The organism is Variovorax sp. RTB1, assembly GCF_035018765.1.
Lineage (GTDB): Bacteria > Pseudomonadota > Gammaproteobacteria > Burkholderiales > Burkholderiaceae_C > Variovorax.
Genome location: NZ_JASJXG010000022.1, coordinates 39,041 through 54,041 on the forward strand (window position 1 = coordinate 39,041; position 15,001 = coordinate 54,041).

At 66.2% G+C, this 15,001-nt stretch carries 14 protein-coding genes; 1 reads left to right on the top strand and 13 read right to left on the bottom strand.

All coding sequences use genetic code 11. The features are described 5' to 3' along the window. Positions 1–140 precede the first annotated feature (140 nt). Complete coding sequence (locus QN397_RS14985) at positions 141–968, top strand: IclR family transcriptional regulator (RefSeq protein ID WP_323501294.1); 828 nt, start codon at positions 141–143, stop codon at positions 966–968. 1 nt (position 969) lies between these two features. Here QN397_RS14985 and QN397_RS14990 read toward each other — a convergent pair whose 3' ends face one another. The 13 genes from QN397_RS14990 to QN397_RS15050 all read right to left on the bottom strand — a co-directional run bounded on the left by QN397_RS14990 (position 970) and on the right by QN397_RS15050 (position 14,976). Continuing rightward, a complete protein-coding gene (locus tag QN397_RS14990; RefSeq protein ID WP_323499007.1) occupies positions 970–1,734 on the bottom strand; it encodes an SDR family NAD(P)-dependent oxidoreductase in 765 nt (254 codons plus the stop codon). Beyond that, positions 1,721–2,722, bottom strand: coding sequence for an NAD(P)H-quinone oxidoreductase (locus tag QN397_RS14995; protein ID WP_323501295.1), 1,002 nt, complete (start codon positions 2,720–2,722; stop codon positions 1,721–1,723). Before QN397_RS14995 ends, QN397_RS14990 begins: the two co-directional genes overlap by 14 nt. Next, on the bottom strand, positions 2,719–3,774 hold the full coding sequence (locus QN397_RS15000) for a LacI family DNA-binding transcriptional regulator (RefSeq protein ID WP_323501296.1): 1,056 nt from the start codon (positions 3,772–3,774) through the stop codon (positions 2,719–2,721). Before QN397_RS15000 ends, QN397_RS14995 begins: the two co-directional genes overlap by 4 nt. 10 nt (positions 3,775–3,784) lie before the next feature. Beyond that, complete coding sequence (locus tag QN397_RS15005; RefSeq protein WP_323499010.1) at positions 3,785–5,380, bottom strand: GMC family oxidoreductase; 1,596 nt, start codon at positions 5,378–5,380, stop codon at positions 3,785–3,787. Then, positions 5,377–6,222 (bottom strand): shikimate dehydrogenase, encoded by an 846-nt coding sequence (locus tag QN397_RS15010; protein ID WP_323501297.1) that lies wholly within the window; start codon positions 6,220–6,222, stop codon positions 5,377–5,379. Before QN397_RS15010 ends, QN397_RS15005 begins: the two co-directional genes overlap by 4 nt. A gap of 15 nt (positions 6,223–6,237) precedes the next feature. After that, on the bottom strand, positions 6,238–6,942 hold the full coding sequence (locus QN397_RS15015; RefSeq protein ID WP_323499012.1) for an ABC transporter ATP-binding protein: 705 nt from the start codon (positions 6,940–6,942) through the stop codon (positions 6,238–6,240). Next, on the bottom strand, positions 6,926–8,716 hold the full coding sequence (locus QN397_RS15020; RefSeq protein WP_323499013.1) for a branched-chain amino acid ABC transporter ATP-binding protein/permease: 1,791 nt from the start codon (positions 8,714–8,716) through the stop codon (positions 6,926–6,928). Before QN397_RS15020 ends, QN397_RS15015 begins: the two co-directional genes overlap by 17 nt. Further along, positions 8,713–9,585, bottom strand: coding sequence for a branched-chain amino acid ABC transporter permease (locus tag QN397_RS15025; protein WP_323501298.1), 873 nt, complete (start codon positions 9,583–9,585; stop codon positions 8,713–8,715). The genes QN397_RS15020 and QN397_RS15025 overlap by 4 nt, the downstream gene beginning before the upstream one ends. A 61-nt stretch (positions 9,586–9,646) precedes the next feature. Then, positions 9,647–10,855, bottom strand: a complete 1,209-nt coding sequence (locus tag QN397_RS15030; RefSeq protein WP_323501299.1) for an ABC transporter substrate-binding protein — start codon at positions 10,853–10,855, stop codon at positions 9,647–9,649. Positions 10,856–10,999: 144 nt separating this feature from the next. Continuing rightward, entirely contained in the window at positions 11,000–11,311 is a 312-nt protein-coding gene (locus QN397_RS15035; protein ID WP_323499016.1) for an EthD family reductase, read from the bottom strand. A 28-nt stretch (positions 11,312–11,339) separates the two neighbouring features. After that, positions 11,340–12,086, bottom strand: coding sequence for an ABC transporter ATP-binding protein (locus QN397_RS15040; protein WP_323501300.1), 747 nt, complete (start codon positions 12,084–12,086; stop codon positions 11,340–11,342). Further along, complete coding sequence (locus QN397_RS15045) at positions 12,083–13,951, bottom strand: branched-chain amino acid ABC transporter ATP-binding protein/permease (RefSeq protein WP_323501301.1); 1,869 nt, start codon at positions 13,949–13,951, stop codon at positions 12,083–12,085. The genes QN397_RS15040 and QN397_RS15045 overlap by 4 nt, the downstream gene beginning before the upstream one ends. Then, entirely contained in the window at positions 13,948–14,976 is a 1,029-nt protein-coding gene (locus tag QN397_RS15050; protein ID WP_323499019.1) for a branched-chain amino acid ABC transporter permease, read from the bottom strand. The genes QN397_RS15045 and QN397_RS15050 overlap by 4 nt, the downstream gene beginning before the upstream one ends. Positions 14,977–15,001: the final 25 nt, after the last annotated feature.

The window sequence follows — 15,001 nt, forward strand, 5'->3', positions numbered from 1 at the left end:
TTGTCGCGGGCGCATGCCGCGGCGGTTCGATCTTCGATTCGTCTAAAAAGAATACGTTCGCTCTGTGCGAATCATCGAGTCTAGGATGCCGATCAGTTAATGTCTAACTCTTTTCACATGAACGAACTTGCCACGCGCCCATGACCATCGACATCGACCGCACGCAACGCGGCATCCAGAGCATCGAAGTCGGCGGCCAGTTGCTGCGCGCGCTGGTGCACAACGGCCGGCCGATGGCGCTCAAAGACCTCGCCCGTGAAGCCGACATGAGCGCCGCCAAGGCGCATCCGTACATGGTCAGCTTCGGGCGGCTCGGGCTCATCGAACAAGACGCCATCAGCGGTCACTATCTGCTCGGTCCGCTCGCTTTGCAACTGGGGTTGATCGGGTTGCAGCAGGCCAATCCGGTGCAGATCGCGACGCCGCTGATCGATGCATTGGCACAGCGCATCGGCCAGACGGTCGCGATCGCGGTGTGGGGCGATCGCGGCGCGACCATCGTGCGCATTGCGGAGTCGCCAGCGGCGGTGCACGTCGCCATGCGGCACGGCACGGTGTTCTCGCTGACCGACACGGCGTCGGGCCGGCTCTTCGGCGCCTACCTGGATGCGGCCATCGTGAAGCAGCAGCTCGAGGCCGCCCGCGCGCGTCGCAAGCTGCGCGACCGCGAAGGGGCGGCCAAGGTTGTCGGCATGCCGCCGCAGCCGCCTGTGCCGGCATGGAAAGACTTTGAAGTGCAGCTCGACGAAGTTCGGCGCCACGGCATCAGCCGCTCGGAAGGCGAGATCGTGCCGGGCGTCAATGCGATGTCGGCGCCGGTGTTCGACCACACGGGTGCGATCAAGTTGGCCATCACCGCCATCGGTGCGGCCGGCATCTTCGACAGCCGCTGGAACGGCGAACTGGCGAAGGCGCTCAAGGCGTGCGCCGACGCGGTGTCGCAGCGGCTGGGTGCGCCGCGGCGCTGAATCAGGTCATCAGCCAGCCGCCGGCGACATCGATGACCTGGCCCGTCACGAATGCGGCGTCCGGGGACGTGAGATAGCAACACACATCGGCGACCTCGGACGGTTCGCCCAGGCGCTGCAGCGGCGTCACATCGATCACGGCATTGTTGGTGGCATCGGAGACGGTGCGAACCAGCGGCGTGGCAATGCGCCCCGGCGCGAGGGCATTGACGGTGATCCCGTGAGGCCCGAGTTCGCCGGCGAGGTGACGGGTAAAGCCGATCAAGGCCGATTTCGTCGCACTGTAGTGGCACGCCACGATATCGCCCAGGTAAGCCTTGGCGGCAACCGAAGACATCGACACGATCCGCCCGTAGCGCCGATCGATCATGCCGCCGGTCACCAAGCGCGAGAAGTTGAAGGCGCCGTTCAAGTTGACGCCGACCACGCGCTGCCACTCGGCCGGGTCCATGCGATGCACCGGCACCGGCTTGCCCTCGTGCTTGGGCGAGATGCCTGCGTTGTTGATCAAGATGTCGATCGGGCCGAGCACCGATTCGATCTCATGCTGCGCCTGCTCGCAACTCGCGTAGTCGGCCACGTCGGCCGCCGCGAAGTGTGCGCGGCACCCGCGGCTGCGTAGCTCGGCCACTTGACGCTCTCCTGCCTCGCTGTTGAAATCGACGATGCCCACGGCGGCACCTTCGGCGAGATAGCGCTCGACGAGCGCAGCCCCGATGCCGCCGCTTCCGCCAGTGACGAGCACGACGCGGTCAGCGTGCCGCATCGGCACCCTCTTTCACCACCAGCATGATCTTGCCGATGTGCCGGCTGCTCTCCATCAGCTGGTGCGCCTCGACCGCGCGGGCGAGCGGAAACACCGCGTAGATGACGGGCAGGCAGCGTCCCTGCTCGAGCACCGGCCAGACCTTCTCGCGCAGTCTCGACACGATGGCCGCCTTCTGCTCGGCGGTGCGCGCACGCAGCGTCGAGCCGGTCAGCGTGAGACGCCTCAGCATCACCGGGGTCGCGTCGAAGTCGAAGCGGCTGCCCTCCAGGAACGCCAGCTGCACCAGGCAGCCTTCGAGCGCCAGGCTCGCGATGTTGCGCACGATGTAAGGCGCACCGACCATGTCAATGATGATGTCGACGCCCTGGCCTGCGGTCTCTTCTGCCACCACGACAGCGAAGTCTTCTTCGCGGTAGTTGATGGCGCGGCGCGCTCCCGCGGCCACGCAGGCCTGCGCCTTCTCCGCGTTGCCGACGGTCGTGTAGACGGTGGCGCCGAACTCGCGGGCCAGCTGGATCGCGGTGAGGCCGATGCCGCTCGAGCCGCCGTGGACCAGGACCGACTGGCCCGACGCGAGCCGCGCGCGGTCGAAAAGATTGGCCCACACGGTCAGGTACGTTTCCGGCAGTGCCGCGGCCTGCAGCAGGCTGAGGCCCTGCGGCACCGGCAGGCAGTGCCGCGCATCGGCGACGCAATAGTCCGCATAGCCGCCGCCGGGTGTCAGTGCGCAGACGCGATCGCCCACGCGCCAGGCATCGACGCCGTCGCCCGTCGCCGCGATCACGCCCGCGACTTCGAGCCCCAAGTAGGGCGAAGCGCCTTTGGGCGGCGGATAGTTGCCCGAGCGCTGCAGCACGTCCGGCCGGTTGACGCCGGCCACGTGCACTTCGATCAGCACCTCGCCCGGCCCGGGGATGGGGCGCTCGTCGTCGACCAGTTGCATCACGTCGGCATTGCCGCCTGCACCATGCACTATTCGTTTCATGTCTTGTTCTCCTGTTCGGTTGTGGGTGGATTCGATTCGTTCCGCGTGAGGTCCTTGAGACTCTCGCGCAGCGTCAACGTCGTCTTCAAGGCGCCCGTTTCGCCCAGCGCACGGCCTTCGATCAGGGCGACGATGCGTTCGGCCGACAGGCGTCCAACCTCCGACGTCGGCACGCGCAGGGTCGTGAGCCGCGGCTCCACGAGGCTGGCAAGTTCGATGTCGTCGGAGCCGGTGATCGAGAGCGTGTCGGGCACCCGGACGCCGCGGTCGCGGCACTCGCCGATGGCGCCCACGGCCTGGATGTCGGTGCCGCAGATCAACGCCGTCGGCCGGTCGGATGTGCCGAAGAGTCGGGCGATGGCACTGCGCCCGCCCTCGAAGGTGAAAGGGGTTTGGACGATCCAGTCTTCCCGCAGTGCGAGTCCGTGCGCCTTCAGCGCAGCGCGTGTTCCCTGGATGCGTGCGCGCACCCGTTCGTTTCCCTCGGCGATGCCCGGACACAGCGCGATGCGCATGTGGCCGCGCTCCGCCACGAGGCTCGCCATGCGTTGTGCGCCGTCCAGATAGGAGAAGCCCACGCATTGCCCCGGCTTCGTCTCGTCGACGGCGAAGCTCAACACGCAGGGCAGCCCGTGCTGGCGCTGCAGTTCGTACACGCCGTCGGCATGGTCGGTGCCGACCAGCACGATGCCGTCGACGCCGCGCTCGACGATCGTGCGCAGAAGGTCGACCTCGCGTGCCGGTTCATAGTCGTGGCTCGCGACGAGCACCTGATAGCCGAGGCCCCACAGCCTCTGCTGCAGCGACTGGATCGAGGCCGCGAAGATGGGGTTGTCGAGCGTCGGATAGATGGCCGCGATCGTCTTCGTGCGGCGCGATGCCAGCGCTTGCGCCGCGCCGTTGCGCACGTAGCCAAGTTGCGACACCGCACGCTGGACGCGTTCGAGCGTGTCGGGACGCACCTCGCGCGGCACCGAGAGCGCGCGCGACGCGCTGCCGAGCGAGACGCCGGCCAGGCGTGCGACGTCTTCGAGCGTGGCGCGGCTCTTCATGGCGATTCGTTCATCGCGGCCGGTCCGCCAGGATCATGTCAGCGCCCCTCTCGGCCACCATCATCACGGCGGCCTGGACGTTGCCCGACACGATCTTCGGCATGACCGATGCATCGACCACGCGCAAGCCCTGCACGCCGTTGACGCGCAACCGCGAATCGACCACCGCGAGCGCATCGCTGCCCATGCGGCAGGTGCCGATCGGGTGGTAGATCGTCTGTCCGTTCTGCCGTGCGAAGTCCAGCCATTCCGCATCGTCGTGAACCGCATCGCCGGGACCGGTTTCGTGCGAGATGTAGTGCGCCATCGCAGGCTGCGCGACGATGCGGCGCGCCAATTTCATGGCTTCGACGAGGCATTCCTGATCGACAGCGCTGTCGAGAAAATTCGGCCGGATCGCGGGCTGCGTTTGCGGATCGGGCGATGTCGCGTGCACGCTGCCGACCGATTCGGGTCGCAGCTGGCTCACGCCGATGGTCATGCCCGGCTCGCGATCGAGGATGCGCTCGGCCGCGTTGGCGTAGCTCGCATGCATGAAAAAAAACTGCGCGTCCGGACGCGCCATGTCGGGCCGGGTCTTCACGAAACCGTGCACGAGCCCGGTGCCAAGCGTCAGGATGCCGCGCCGCTGCACGTAGTAGCGGACGACTTCGCGCACCAGCCGCCAGCCGCGCGACATCTCGTTCAGCGTCACGGCATTTCGAACGCGCCAGTTCATGCGCGTGGCGTAGTGATCGATGTAGTTCTCGCCGACGCCGGGCGCGTCCATGCGCACTGCGATCCCGAGCGGGCCGAGCACGTCTTTGCGACCGATGCCCGACAGTTCGAGCAGCTGGGGCGATTGAAAAGCACCGGCCGCGACGATAACTTCCAGCTGTGCATCGACCGAAATTTCCTGCCCGCCCTGCCGATAGACGACCCCGACGCAGCGCGTGCCTTCGATGCGCAGGCGTTGTACGTGCGCGTCCGTCTCGACGACGAGGTTCGATCGGTGCCGCACGGGTGCGAGGTAAGCGTCGTACGCGCTCCAGCGCCTGCCTTTGTGCTGGTTGACCTGGTAGTAGCCGAAGCCTTCCTGGTCGTCGCCGTTGTAGTCGGCGTTCATCGGCTGGCCGTCTTCCGCGGCGGCGGCGAGGAAGCTTTCCGCGATCGGGAAGCGCTCGCTCACACGCTCGAGTCGCAGCGGGCCTTCCTTGCCGCGCAGCGCAGCGCCCACGGCGTAGTTCTCCAGCTTGCGGAAGTAGGGTTCGATGTCCTGGTAGCCCCAGCCGGCCGCACCTGCGCGCGCCCAGTCGTCGTAGTCCTCGCGCTGGCCGCGCACGTAGATCATCCCGTTGATGAGCGTAGAGCCGCCCAGGCCGCGGCCGCGTGGCACCGAGATGCGGCGCTCGTGGGTATTGGCTTCGGCCTCGGTCTTGAAGAGCCAGTTGTAGCGCTTGTCGACCAGCAACTTGCTGAAGCCCGCGGGTATCGCGATCCAGCGGCTCGCCGGTTCCCCGCCCGCCTCCAGTAGCAGCACGCGCTGCTTGCCGTCTGCGCTCAGCCGGTTGGCCAGCACGCAGCCAGCAGCGCCACCCCCGACGATCACATAGTCGAAGGGTTTCACGCTGGCGCTCCGGCGCGCGCAGCGACCGCCGGCATCGGCTGGTCGAGCATGAAGGCCGCCATGTGGCGAATCTGGCTCGCGAGCATCGACGCGCCTTCGTGCACGCGGCAGCCGCGGGCGCGGGCGGCCGCCAGCAAGGCGGTCTCCGCCGGGTCCATGATGATTTCGGCGACGATCTGTTTCGCGTCGAGCCGCGTCGCATCGAACGGCAGCGCATCGCCGGGGCGCAGACCGAGCGAGGTCGCGTTGACCACGATGTCGTGGCCCGCCGGGTCGGAAGTACCGACCGAGACCTCGATGGCGGGGTGCGCCTCGCGAAGCCGCCCGACCAGGCTCACCGCCCTGTCGACACTGCGATTGGCGACCGTGATGCGAGCCACGCCGGCCTGCACCAGCGCGAACGCGATAGCGCTCGCGGCACCGCCGGCGCCCGCGAGATAGACGCTACGGCCTGCCGGGTCGATGCCCGCGCCGCGCAGCCCATCGACGAAGCCGATGCCGTCGAGCATGGCGCCACGCAGCCGCCCATCGGGCATCCGATGCACGACGTTGACAGCGCCGATCTGCCGCGCCTCGTCGCTCACTTCATCGCACAGCGCGACCGCACTGGTCTTGTGCGGCACCGTGACCACGCAACCGAAAAAGTTCTGCATGCCGCGCAAGGCGTTCATCACCCGGGGCAGGTCGACCTCACTCACATGCAACGGCACCATCACCGCATCGATGCCGTGCGCGCGCACCAGTTCGTTGATTCGCTGCGGCGTCTTCACATGGTGAATCGGGTCGGCCACGATCGCCAGAAAGCGCGTGTGACCCGTGATCTCGAACGGACTCGAAGTCATGGTGCAAGGTGTCGGTCAATGGCCAAGATAGGCCTTGCGGATATGCGGGTTCACCAGGAGATCCTTGCCGGTGCCGGACAGCACCACCTCGCCGTTCTCAAGCACGTAGCCACGGTCGGCGAGCTGCAAGGTGTGAAAGACGTTTTGTTCCACCAGCAGCACGGTGGTTCCCTGGTCGGCCACCTTGCGAACGATCTCGAACATCTGTTCCACCAGCAACGGCGAAAGGCCCAGCGAAGGCTCGTCGAAGATCAAGAGGCGCGGGCCGGCCATCATGCCGCGCGCGATGGCGACCATCTGTTGCTCGCCGCCCGAGAGCGAGACGGCGAGTTGCTTCAATCGCTCCTTGACCCTGGGAAACAGCACCAGCAGTTCTTCCAGTTTCTGCGGATAGGTATCGCGTGCCGATTTCTTGAACGCCCCCATGCGCAGGTTTTCTTCCACCGTCAGGAAAGGAAAGAGCTGCCGACCCTCGGGAATCATCGTCACGCCGAGTTCGACGATCTCGTGCGGCTGGCGCGCGCTGAGCGCAACGCCGTCGAGTTCGATGCTGCCGGCGGTGGCGCGCACGATGCCGCAGAGGGTTCGCAACGTCGTCGTCTTGCCGGCGCCGTTGGCGCCGACGATGGTGACGATCTCGCCTTGTTTCACATCGAAAGAGATGCCGCGCAGCACTTCGCTCTTGCCGTAGCCGGCCCGCAAATCACGAACCTTCAGCATGGGTGTAGCCCTTTCCGAGGTATGCCTGGATGACCTCGACATCGTTGGCGACTTCCGCGGGCAGGCCTTCCTTGAGCACCTTGCCCAGATGAATGACGACGATGCGGTCGGACAGCGCCATCGTGGCCTGCATCAGGTGCTCGATCATCAGTACAGACACGCCCGCGTCGCGGATGCGCCGGATCATCACGATGGCCCGCGCGACGTCCGACGGGTTGAGTCCGGCGAGCACCTCGTCGAGCAGCAGCACGCGCGGGGATGTGGCCAGCGCGCGCGCGATCTCCAGCCGCTTCATGCCGCCGACGGTGAGGCTTCTGGCTTCGGTGTCGAGCAGCGGGGTCAGCTCGGTCAGTTCGGCGACGGAGCGTGCCAGGGCCTCGGCTTCGTCGCGCCCCTTGGTGCGCATGAAGGCGCCGAGCAGCAGGTTCTCCAGCACCGACAGGCCGGCGAACGGCTGCACGATCTGGAAGGTGCGGCCGACGCCCGCGCGCGCAAAGCTTTCGGGGCTGTGCGGGGCTGACCACGCACCCGCGGCATCGCGGATCGTCACCGTGCCGCCATCGGGCCGCAGGAAGCCGGAGAGCTGGTTGAAGACAGTCGTCTTGCCGGCGCCGTTGGGCCCGATCACCCCGAGGATCTCGCCCTCGTGCAGCGTCAGCGTCACCTTGTCGGTCGCCTTCAGGCCGCCGAAGCGCTTCTCGATGTTGTCGGCCTTGAGGATCGGCTGGCCGACGCTCGCCGTGTCGCGCGCGACCACCGGCAACGGCGCCACCTCGACGCGCCGGGCTCTCGCGAAGTTCGGTAGCTTCTCTATCCATCGGCCCACGCGAGGGCCGAGCTGGCCGACCAGTCCGCGCGGAAAGAACAGCACCACCACCACCAGCACGACACCGTAGACGAAGCCATGCGTGCCGTTGCCGAAGGCGCTCAACCAGCCACGCGCCAATTCGGCGATCGGCAGCACGATGACCGCGCCGAGCACCGGACCCGCCACGGTGCCGAGACCACCGATGAGCGCGAACATCGCCACCTGGATCGACAGCTCCAGCGAGAACGCCGACGACGGCTCGATGAAGGTCAGGTACATGCCGTGGAAGCTGCCCACCAAGCTGGTGAGCACGGCCGAGATCACGGCGGCCGCGATCTTCACCTTGACCGGATTGATGCCGATCGCACGCGCTGCGTCTTCGCGTTCGCGCACCGCGATGAGGTAGTAGCCGAAGCGCGAGTGACGAATCGCATGGCAGATGCCGAGCACCCCGATCAGGAAGCCGAACGCGACCAGGAGGTAGGCCCACTTCTCGCGAAAGATCATCCACTTCAGCCCGATCTGCAGCGGCACGTTGATCCCGCCCGCGCCGTGCGTCCAGGCTTCTTCATGGTTGACCAGGAGCCGCGCGACTTCGAGAAAGGCGATCGACGCTAGCGAGAAGAAGGGCCCGCGCAGGCGCAGCGTGGGGTAGGCGATCACCAGCGCGACGACGGCCGAAACCGCGACCCCCGCGAACATGCCGATCCACGGCGAAATACCGAAGTTCAGCACCAGCAGGCCGGCCGCGTAGCTGCCAATGCCGTAGTACACCGCGTGCCCAAGCGACAACTGGCCGGCGAACCCGCCCACGATGTTCCAGGCCGAGGCCAGCGCCGCGAACACGCACACCTGGATCGCCAGGTGAATGACGAAAGGCGACTGCGTCGCGATGGGCAACAGCAACAGCGCGGCAAGCGCCAGGTAGGCGACGTACCCCCGCGGGGCCAACAGATTGGGCATCATTCGGAACCTTTGCCGAGGCCGAACAGCCCGGTCGGCCGCACGATCAAGATCACCAGGAAAATCACGAAGTAGACGACCTCCTTGAGGTCGGGGCCGACATAGAACCCCGCCAGGCTGTCGATCAGGCCGATGAACATCGAACCGATCACCGCGCCGGGCAGGCTGCCCATGCCGCCGAGCACGACGATCACGAAAGCGGTCAGCACGAAGTAGCTGCCGACCGTCGGGAACACCGGGTATTGCAGGGACAGCAGGCACGCGGCGATGCCGACGAGCGCCGAGCCGATGCCGAACGCCAGCACGTAGGTCTTGTTGACATCGACGCCCATCAGCGCCGCGGCGGTCCGGTTCTGCGCCAGCGCCCTGAACGCGCGGCCGGTGTAGGTCCGCGTAAGGTAGAAGTGCATCGCCACCGCTACGGCGATCGCAACCACGAAGGTGACGACCTGGCCACTGACGAACGTCAGCGGGCCGAGGCTCAGGTTCTGGTTACCGAATGCGAACTCGACCTTCCGGATGTCGGCACCGAACAGCAGCAGTCCCAGGTTGAGCAGCGCCGTCGAGACGCCGACGGTCGCGAAGACCTGGATGTGCGCGTCGGCCGAGAGCAGCGGCTGGATCACGTAACGCTGCATCGCGGCGCCGACCAGGAACAGGAAGACGATGACGATAGGAACCGCGAGGTAAGGGTGCAGGCCGAGGCGGCTGGCGCAGAGCCATGCCACGTACATGCCGACCATCAGGAATTCGCCGTGCGCGAAATTGACGACGCGCACGACGCCGAAGATCAGCGTCAGACCGATGCTGATGATGGCGAAGGCCCCGCCGAGCAGCAGGCCGTTCACCACCAGCTGGAGCAGCAATGACATGGGAACTCCCTGTGCGCGGGAGAGCCCCGCGCGATGGATGGCTAGTCGCCTGAAAAGCGACTCAGGGTGCCGCGATGGGCTTGGCGTTGGCCACGTCTTCGGGATATACCGTGGCGAGCTTGCCCTGCTGCCACTGCATCAGGTTGAGCGTCGCGGCCGTGTTCTGGCCTGTCTCATTGAACTGCACGCCCCAGCCAGCCGCCGTGCTGCCGACCGGGGCGCGATAGGCCATCGCCGCATCGCGAATCTTGTCCTTGTCGGTCGACTTGGCACGTGCCAGCACTTCAAGCATCGCCTTCGCGCCGACGTAGTTCGCGAGGCTGTGACCCGAGCGGGGCGCCGACGAGAACTTCTTCTGGTAGGCCGCGACGAACTCGGGCAGGCCGGGTGCGCCCGCCGGGTTCATCGTGATCTGCGGGAAGTCGACGTCGTACACGCCTTCGAACGGTGCGCCCACCGCCTGCGCGGTGTCGGTCAACGAATGACCGCCGCCGCCACCGATCACCGCGCGCGGCTTGTAGCCCGCAGCGGCCGCCTGGCGGAAGAACAGGACCGCGTCGTTTTGGTAGGCGGTGTGCAACACGACATCGGCGCCCGCGCCCTTGAGGCGCAGGATCACCGAAGACAAGTCGACCGTCTTGGCAGAGTAGGCCTGCACCTCGACGACGGGAATGCCGAGGCGTGCAGCGCCTTCCTTTTGGGCTGCGGCCACAAGCGAGCCGTAAGGGCCGTCCTCGTGAATGATCGCGAGCTTGAGGGTCTTGGGATCGACTTTCAGCATGGGCGCGACCACCTTGACCAGCGCCTCGAGCGTGCGGTCGCCGATGTTCTTAGCGGTGGGGTTCACGCGAAACAGGTACTTGAAACCGCGGCCCGTGATCGTGTCGGCGGTGGCGCCGAGTTCGAAGTACGGGACGCCCGCCAACTCGGTGACTTGCGTGGCCGCCTGCGAGATGCCCGATGCATAGCTGCCGAAGACGGCGACGACGTTTTCGACCGATGTCAGCCGCCGCGCTTCACCCACGGCTTGGCTCGCATCGACCGCATCGGCCTTCACCAGCGTGATCTGCCGACCGTTGATGCCGCCGGCGGCATTGCGTTCGTCGACCGCGAGTTGCACACCCCGATAGCTCTCGTCGCCCAGCAGGGCAAGGCCGCCGCTGAACGGATAGAGCGCTCCGAGCTTGAGTTCCTGGGCATGGGCCGGCGCGCCCACCAGTGCGACCGCGATACCGACGCCCGCCACGACACGGCGCAGAGCTTTGAACATGGTTTGTCTCCAAGTGGTTTTGAGTGCGATGAAACGCTTCAGACCCACCGGATCGAACTGTCCGGCTATAGGGCAATGAACGTAAAAAAGTCTAGTTTGAAGCGCTTCATTTAAATATCCGGGTTGACCCGCGGTGCCGCGGATCTAGGCGCGCACCTGCGAGATCTGCGTCACCGGCTTCAGGTTGGTGTAGTTCGCGACATCGTTGCGGATGTCCTTCGCGTGCGGCGAAAACGCAGCGTAGAACGCATCGGTCGACTCGAAGTACATGTGCACCGCAGCCACGAACGAAGGCCGACTGCCTGGCGCCGGGCCCGACACGCCTTCGTCGATCTCGACCTTCTTCAAGGCATCGCCGAGCATCTTCTGGATCATCGTCACATGCTTGTCGGCGTAGTAGTTCATGTCGAAGGTGCTGCCTTCGTCGTTGGGATAGAGGACGCTTACTTTGATCATGCGAATTACCTTTCGAGGTTGGAAGAACTCATTGCGCCGCTTTGTTCCCGACGCCTGTACCGATACCGAGATACGTATCGATGATGCGTCGGTCGTGCAGCAGATCGCGGGCCGCGCCGGTGAGCGCGACAGCGCCCATTTCGAGCACGTAGCCGCGGTCAGCCACCTGCAGCGCGGCACGCGCGTTCTGCTCGACCAGCAGCACCGACACGCCGTGTTGCCGCAACGACGACACCACCTGCAACACCTCGCGCACGATCAGCGGCGCCAAGCCGAGCGATGGTTCGTCGAGCATCAACAGGCGCGGCCGTGCCATCAGCGCGCGGCCGATGGCGAGCATCTGTCGTTCGCCACCTGACAGCGTCGAGGCCATCTGGCCGCGCCGTTCGCGCAGCCGAGGAAAGATCTGGAAGACCTCGTCCATGCGCGCCTTCTGGTCGCGCCGGCCGGTGCGCCAGCGATAGAAGCCGCCGAGCAGCAGGTTGTCTTCGACCGACATCTCGGCGAACAACTCGCGCCGCTCCGGCACCAGCGACACGCCACGCGCCACCATCGCCTCGACGCTCGGGCGCGTGATGCGCTCACCGCTCAGCGACAGCGCGCCCTTCGCCGGCAGCAAGCCCATCGCAGCGCACAGCAAGGTGGTCTTGCCGGCGCCGTTGGGGCCAATCACGGTGACGATCTCGCCTTCGTTCACATCGAGTGCGACGTCGTGCACCGCTTCGACCGCCCCGTAAGAGACGCTGAAGTTTTCGAGCCTGAGCAAGGGGATCATGCGTTGTGCCTCACTGCTTCGAGCGCTTCGAAAGGTTCATCGTCGGCGACCCCCAGATAGGCTTCGAGCACCTTCGGATCGGCCTGTACTTCGGCTGGCGTGCCGGCAGCGATGACGGTGCCGAACTCGAACACCGTGATGCGATCGGCCAGGTTCATGACGAACTCCATGTCGTGCTCGACCACCAGGATGCCGAGCCCTTCGGCGCGCAGTTGAGACAGCAGATCGGCCAGCGCGCGCTTTTCCAGATGGCGCAGGCCAGCGGCCGGCTCGTCGAGCAGCAGCACCGCGGGCTGGCTCGCCAATGCGCGGGCGATTTCGACCACGCGCTGCTGCCCCAATGCGAGCGAGGCCGCCGGTGCATCGGCGTGCGCGCCGAGGCCGCAGCGCTCGATCTGCATGCGCGCTTCTGCCAGCAACGCAGCCTCTTCGGCGCGGTCGAGCCGTAGCATCGAAGCGACCCAGCCACGCCGCGCTCGGCGGTGCGCACCGAGCGCCACGTTCTCGATCACGCTGCGCTGGCCGAGCAGGCGGACATGTTGAAAGGTGCGGCTCAGACCCAGTGCAGCGAAGGCACGCGAAGGCTGTAGCAGCATGGTGCGACCCATCAGCTGGACTTCGCCCTCGGTCGGGTCGTCCACGCCGGAGATCATGTTGAAGAAGGTGCTCTTGCCTGCTCCGTTGGGGCCGATGAGCGCATGAATTTCGCCGGCCTTGCAGTCCATCGTCACCGCGTTGTTCGCGATGAGGCCGCCGAAGCGCTTGGTCACCGCGGTCGCCTGCAACAGCACTTCGCCGCGCGCCGGCAACGTGCGCTGCGTCAGGGCCGCGACATCGCGTGGCGCATGCGCTGTCTCGGGTCGGAGATAGCGCTGCGCCAGACGCCCCAGAGTCGGCCACAGTCCGTCGGCGAAACGCTGCAGCACCAGCACCATCAGGAGACCGAATACGATCACTTCGAAATTGCCGCTGGTGCCGAGCAGGCTCGGCAACACGTCCTGCAACTTCTCTTTCAACAGCGTGATCACGGTCGCACCCAGCACGGCCCCCCACAGGTGCCCCGAGCCGCCGACCACCGCCATGAAGAGGTACTCGATACCGATGTTCAGGTTGAACGGCGTCGGGTTCACGAAGCGCTGCATGTGCGCATAGAACCAGCCGGAAATCGCCGCCATCAGCGCCGCCAGCACGAAGAGCTTGACGCGATAGCGGGCGGTGTCGACCCCCATCGATTCCGCCATCAGCCGCCCGCCTTTCAATGCGCGAATGGCGCGGCCTTCACGCGAGTCGAGCAGGTTGTGCAGCAGCCACAGGCCGACCAGCAACGCCGCCCAGACCACGATGCCGAGCGCCCGCGGCGACGCCAATGACACGCCGGCGATGACCAGCGGCGGCACGCCGGTGATGCCGGTCTGCCCACCGAGAAAATCCATGTTGCCGAACAGGTAGTAAAGGCTCAGTCCCCAGGCGATGGTGCACAGCGGCAAGTAGTGGCCCGACAGCTTGACCGTGACCGCGCCGAGCGTCCATGCAACCGCGAAGGTCAGCACCAGCCCAAGAACCAGCCCGACCCATGGCAGACCCGCCGCACCAACGACGCTGCCGAGCGCGGCGACCGCCATCGGCGAGGTGCAGACCCACGCCGTCGCATAGGCGCCGATGCCGACGAAAGCCGCCTGGCCGAACGACGTCATGCCGCCGACGCCGGTCAACATCACGAGCCCGACCGCGACCAGCGAATAGAGCCCGATGTAGGTCATCACCACCACGGTGAACTCGGGCAGAAAACCCCACACCACAGCGAGCGCCACGATGACCGCCGCGGTGAGATGGCGGCGTGTGAGCCAACGCTTTTCCACCGTCATTCTTCGTCCTCCACGTGATGACTCTTGAGCGAGCGCCACCACAGCACCGGAATGATCAGCGTGAACACCAGAACCTCCTTGAAGGCACTGGCCCAGAACGACGAAAACGCTTCGAGCTGACCGACCAGCAGCGCGCCGGCCAGCGCCATCGGATAACTGCCCAGCCCGCCGACGATCGCAGCGACGAAGCCCTTGAGGCCGATGAGAAAACCTGTGTCGTAGTACACGGTCGTCAGCGGCGCGATGAGCAAGCCGGACACGGCTGCGATCAACGCCGACAGCGCGAAGCTGACGTCACCCGACAGTTCGGTCGGGATGCCCATCAGCCGCGCGCCGACGCGGTTCATCGCGGTGGCGCGCAAGGCCTTGCCGACCATCGAGCGGCCGAAAAACAGGAACAGCAGCACAACCAGCACCAGGGTCGTCCCGACCACCACCAGCGACTGCCCGCTGACCTGGAGGCCGCCGACTTCGAATCGGGCATCGGAGAAGGCCGGCGTGCGAGATCCTTCGGCGCCGAAGAAGAGCAAGCCGAGCCCGGTCAGCACGCCGTGCAGCGCGACCGACACGATCAGCAGCATCAGCACCGTGGCGTCGGCCAGCGGTCGGAATGCCAGCCGATAGAGCAGCGGCCCCAGCGGCGTGATGATGACCAGGGTGTTGGCCGCCTGCGTCCACAACGAAGCAGGCCGCCAACCGAGCACCAGCACGCAGGCCAGCACCGGCAACGCGACGCACCAGACCAGTGCCGAAGTCCAGTCGACCGTGGCACCACGTTTCCAGCGCCACGCTTCGACCACCAGCACCATGACGGCCAGTGCGACCAGCAGCCACAAAGTCGGCGGGATGCGGCCAGCCTGCATGGCGGCCATCGACAACGCGCCGAACGCGACCAGCTCGCCCTGCGGGATGAAGATGACGCGGGTTACCGAAAAAACCAGCACGAGGGCCACCGCCATCAGCCCGTAAACCGCGCCGTTGACCAGGCCGTCCTGCACCAGGAGCAGGGCGATCTGAAAATCCATTACTTACTTTCCGAAGTCACGCCTC

What these genes read in the sequence shown, in the direction of transcription:
- QN397_RS15010 (WP_323501297.1), bottom strand. Translation starts at nt 6,222, where the DNA reads ATGACTTCGAGTCCGTTCGAGATCACGGGTCACACGCGCTTTCTGGCG.
- QN397_RS14995 (WP_323501295.1), bottom strand. Translation starts at nt 2,722, where the DNA reads ATGAAACGAATAGTGCATGGTGCAGGCGGCAATGCCGACGTGATGCAA.
- QN397_RS15040 (WP_323501300.1), bottom strand. Translation starts at nt 12,086, where the DNA reads ATGATCCCCTTGCTCAGGCTCGAAAACTTCAGCGTCTCTTACGGGGCG.
- QN397_RS15035 (WP_323499016.1), bottom strand. Translation starts at nt 11,311, where the DNA reads ATGATCAAAGTAAGCGTCCTCTATCCCAACGACGAAGGCAGCACCTTC.
- QN397_RS14985 (WP_323501294.1), top strand. Translation starts at nt 141, where the DNA reads ATGACCATCGACATCGACCGCACGCAACGCGGCATCCAGAGCATCGAA.
- QN397_RS15020 (WP_323499013.1), bottom strand. Translation starts at nt 8,716, where the DNA reads ATGATGCCCAATCTGTTGGCCCCGCGGGGGTACGTCGCCTACCTGGCG.
- QN397_RS15015 (WP_323499012.1), bottom strand. Translation starts at nt 6,942, where the DNA reads ATGCTGAAGGTTCGTGATTTGCGGGCCGGCTACGGCAAGAGCGAAGTG.
- QN397_RS14990 (WP_323499007.1), bottom strand. Translation starts at nt 1,734, where the DNA reads ATGCGGCACGCTGACCGCGTCGTGCTCGTCACTGGCGGAAGCGGCGGC.
- QN397_RS15000 (WP_323501296.1), bottom strand. Translation starts at nt 3,774, where the DNA reads ATGAAGAGCCGCGCCACGCTCGAAGACGTCGCACGCCTGGCCGGCGTC.
- QN397_RS15025 (WP_323501298.1), bottom strand. Translation starts at nt 9,585, where the DNA reads ATGTCATTGCTGCTCCAGCTGGTGGTGAACGGCCTGCTGCTCGGCGGG.
- QN397_RS15030 (WP_323501299.1), bottom strand. Translation starts at nt 10,855, where the DNA reads ATGTTCAAAGCTCTGCGCCGTGTCGTGGCGGGCGTCGGTATCGCGGTC.
- QN397_RS15050 (WP_323499019.1), bottom strand. Translation starts at nt 14,976, where the DNA reads ATGGATTTTCAGATCGCCCTGCTCCTGGTGCAGGACGGCCTGGTCAAC.
- QN397_RS15045 (WP_323501301.1), bottom strand. Translation starts at nt 13,951, where the DNA reads ATGACGGTGGAAAAGCGTTGGCTCACACGCCGCCATCTCACCGCGGCG.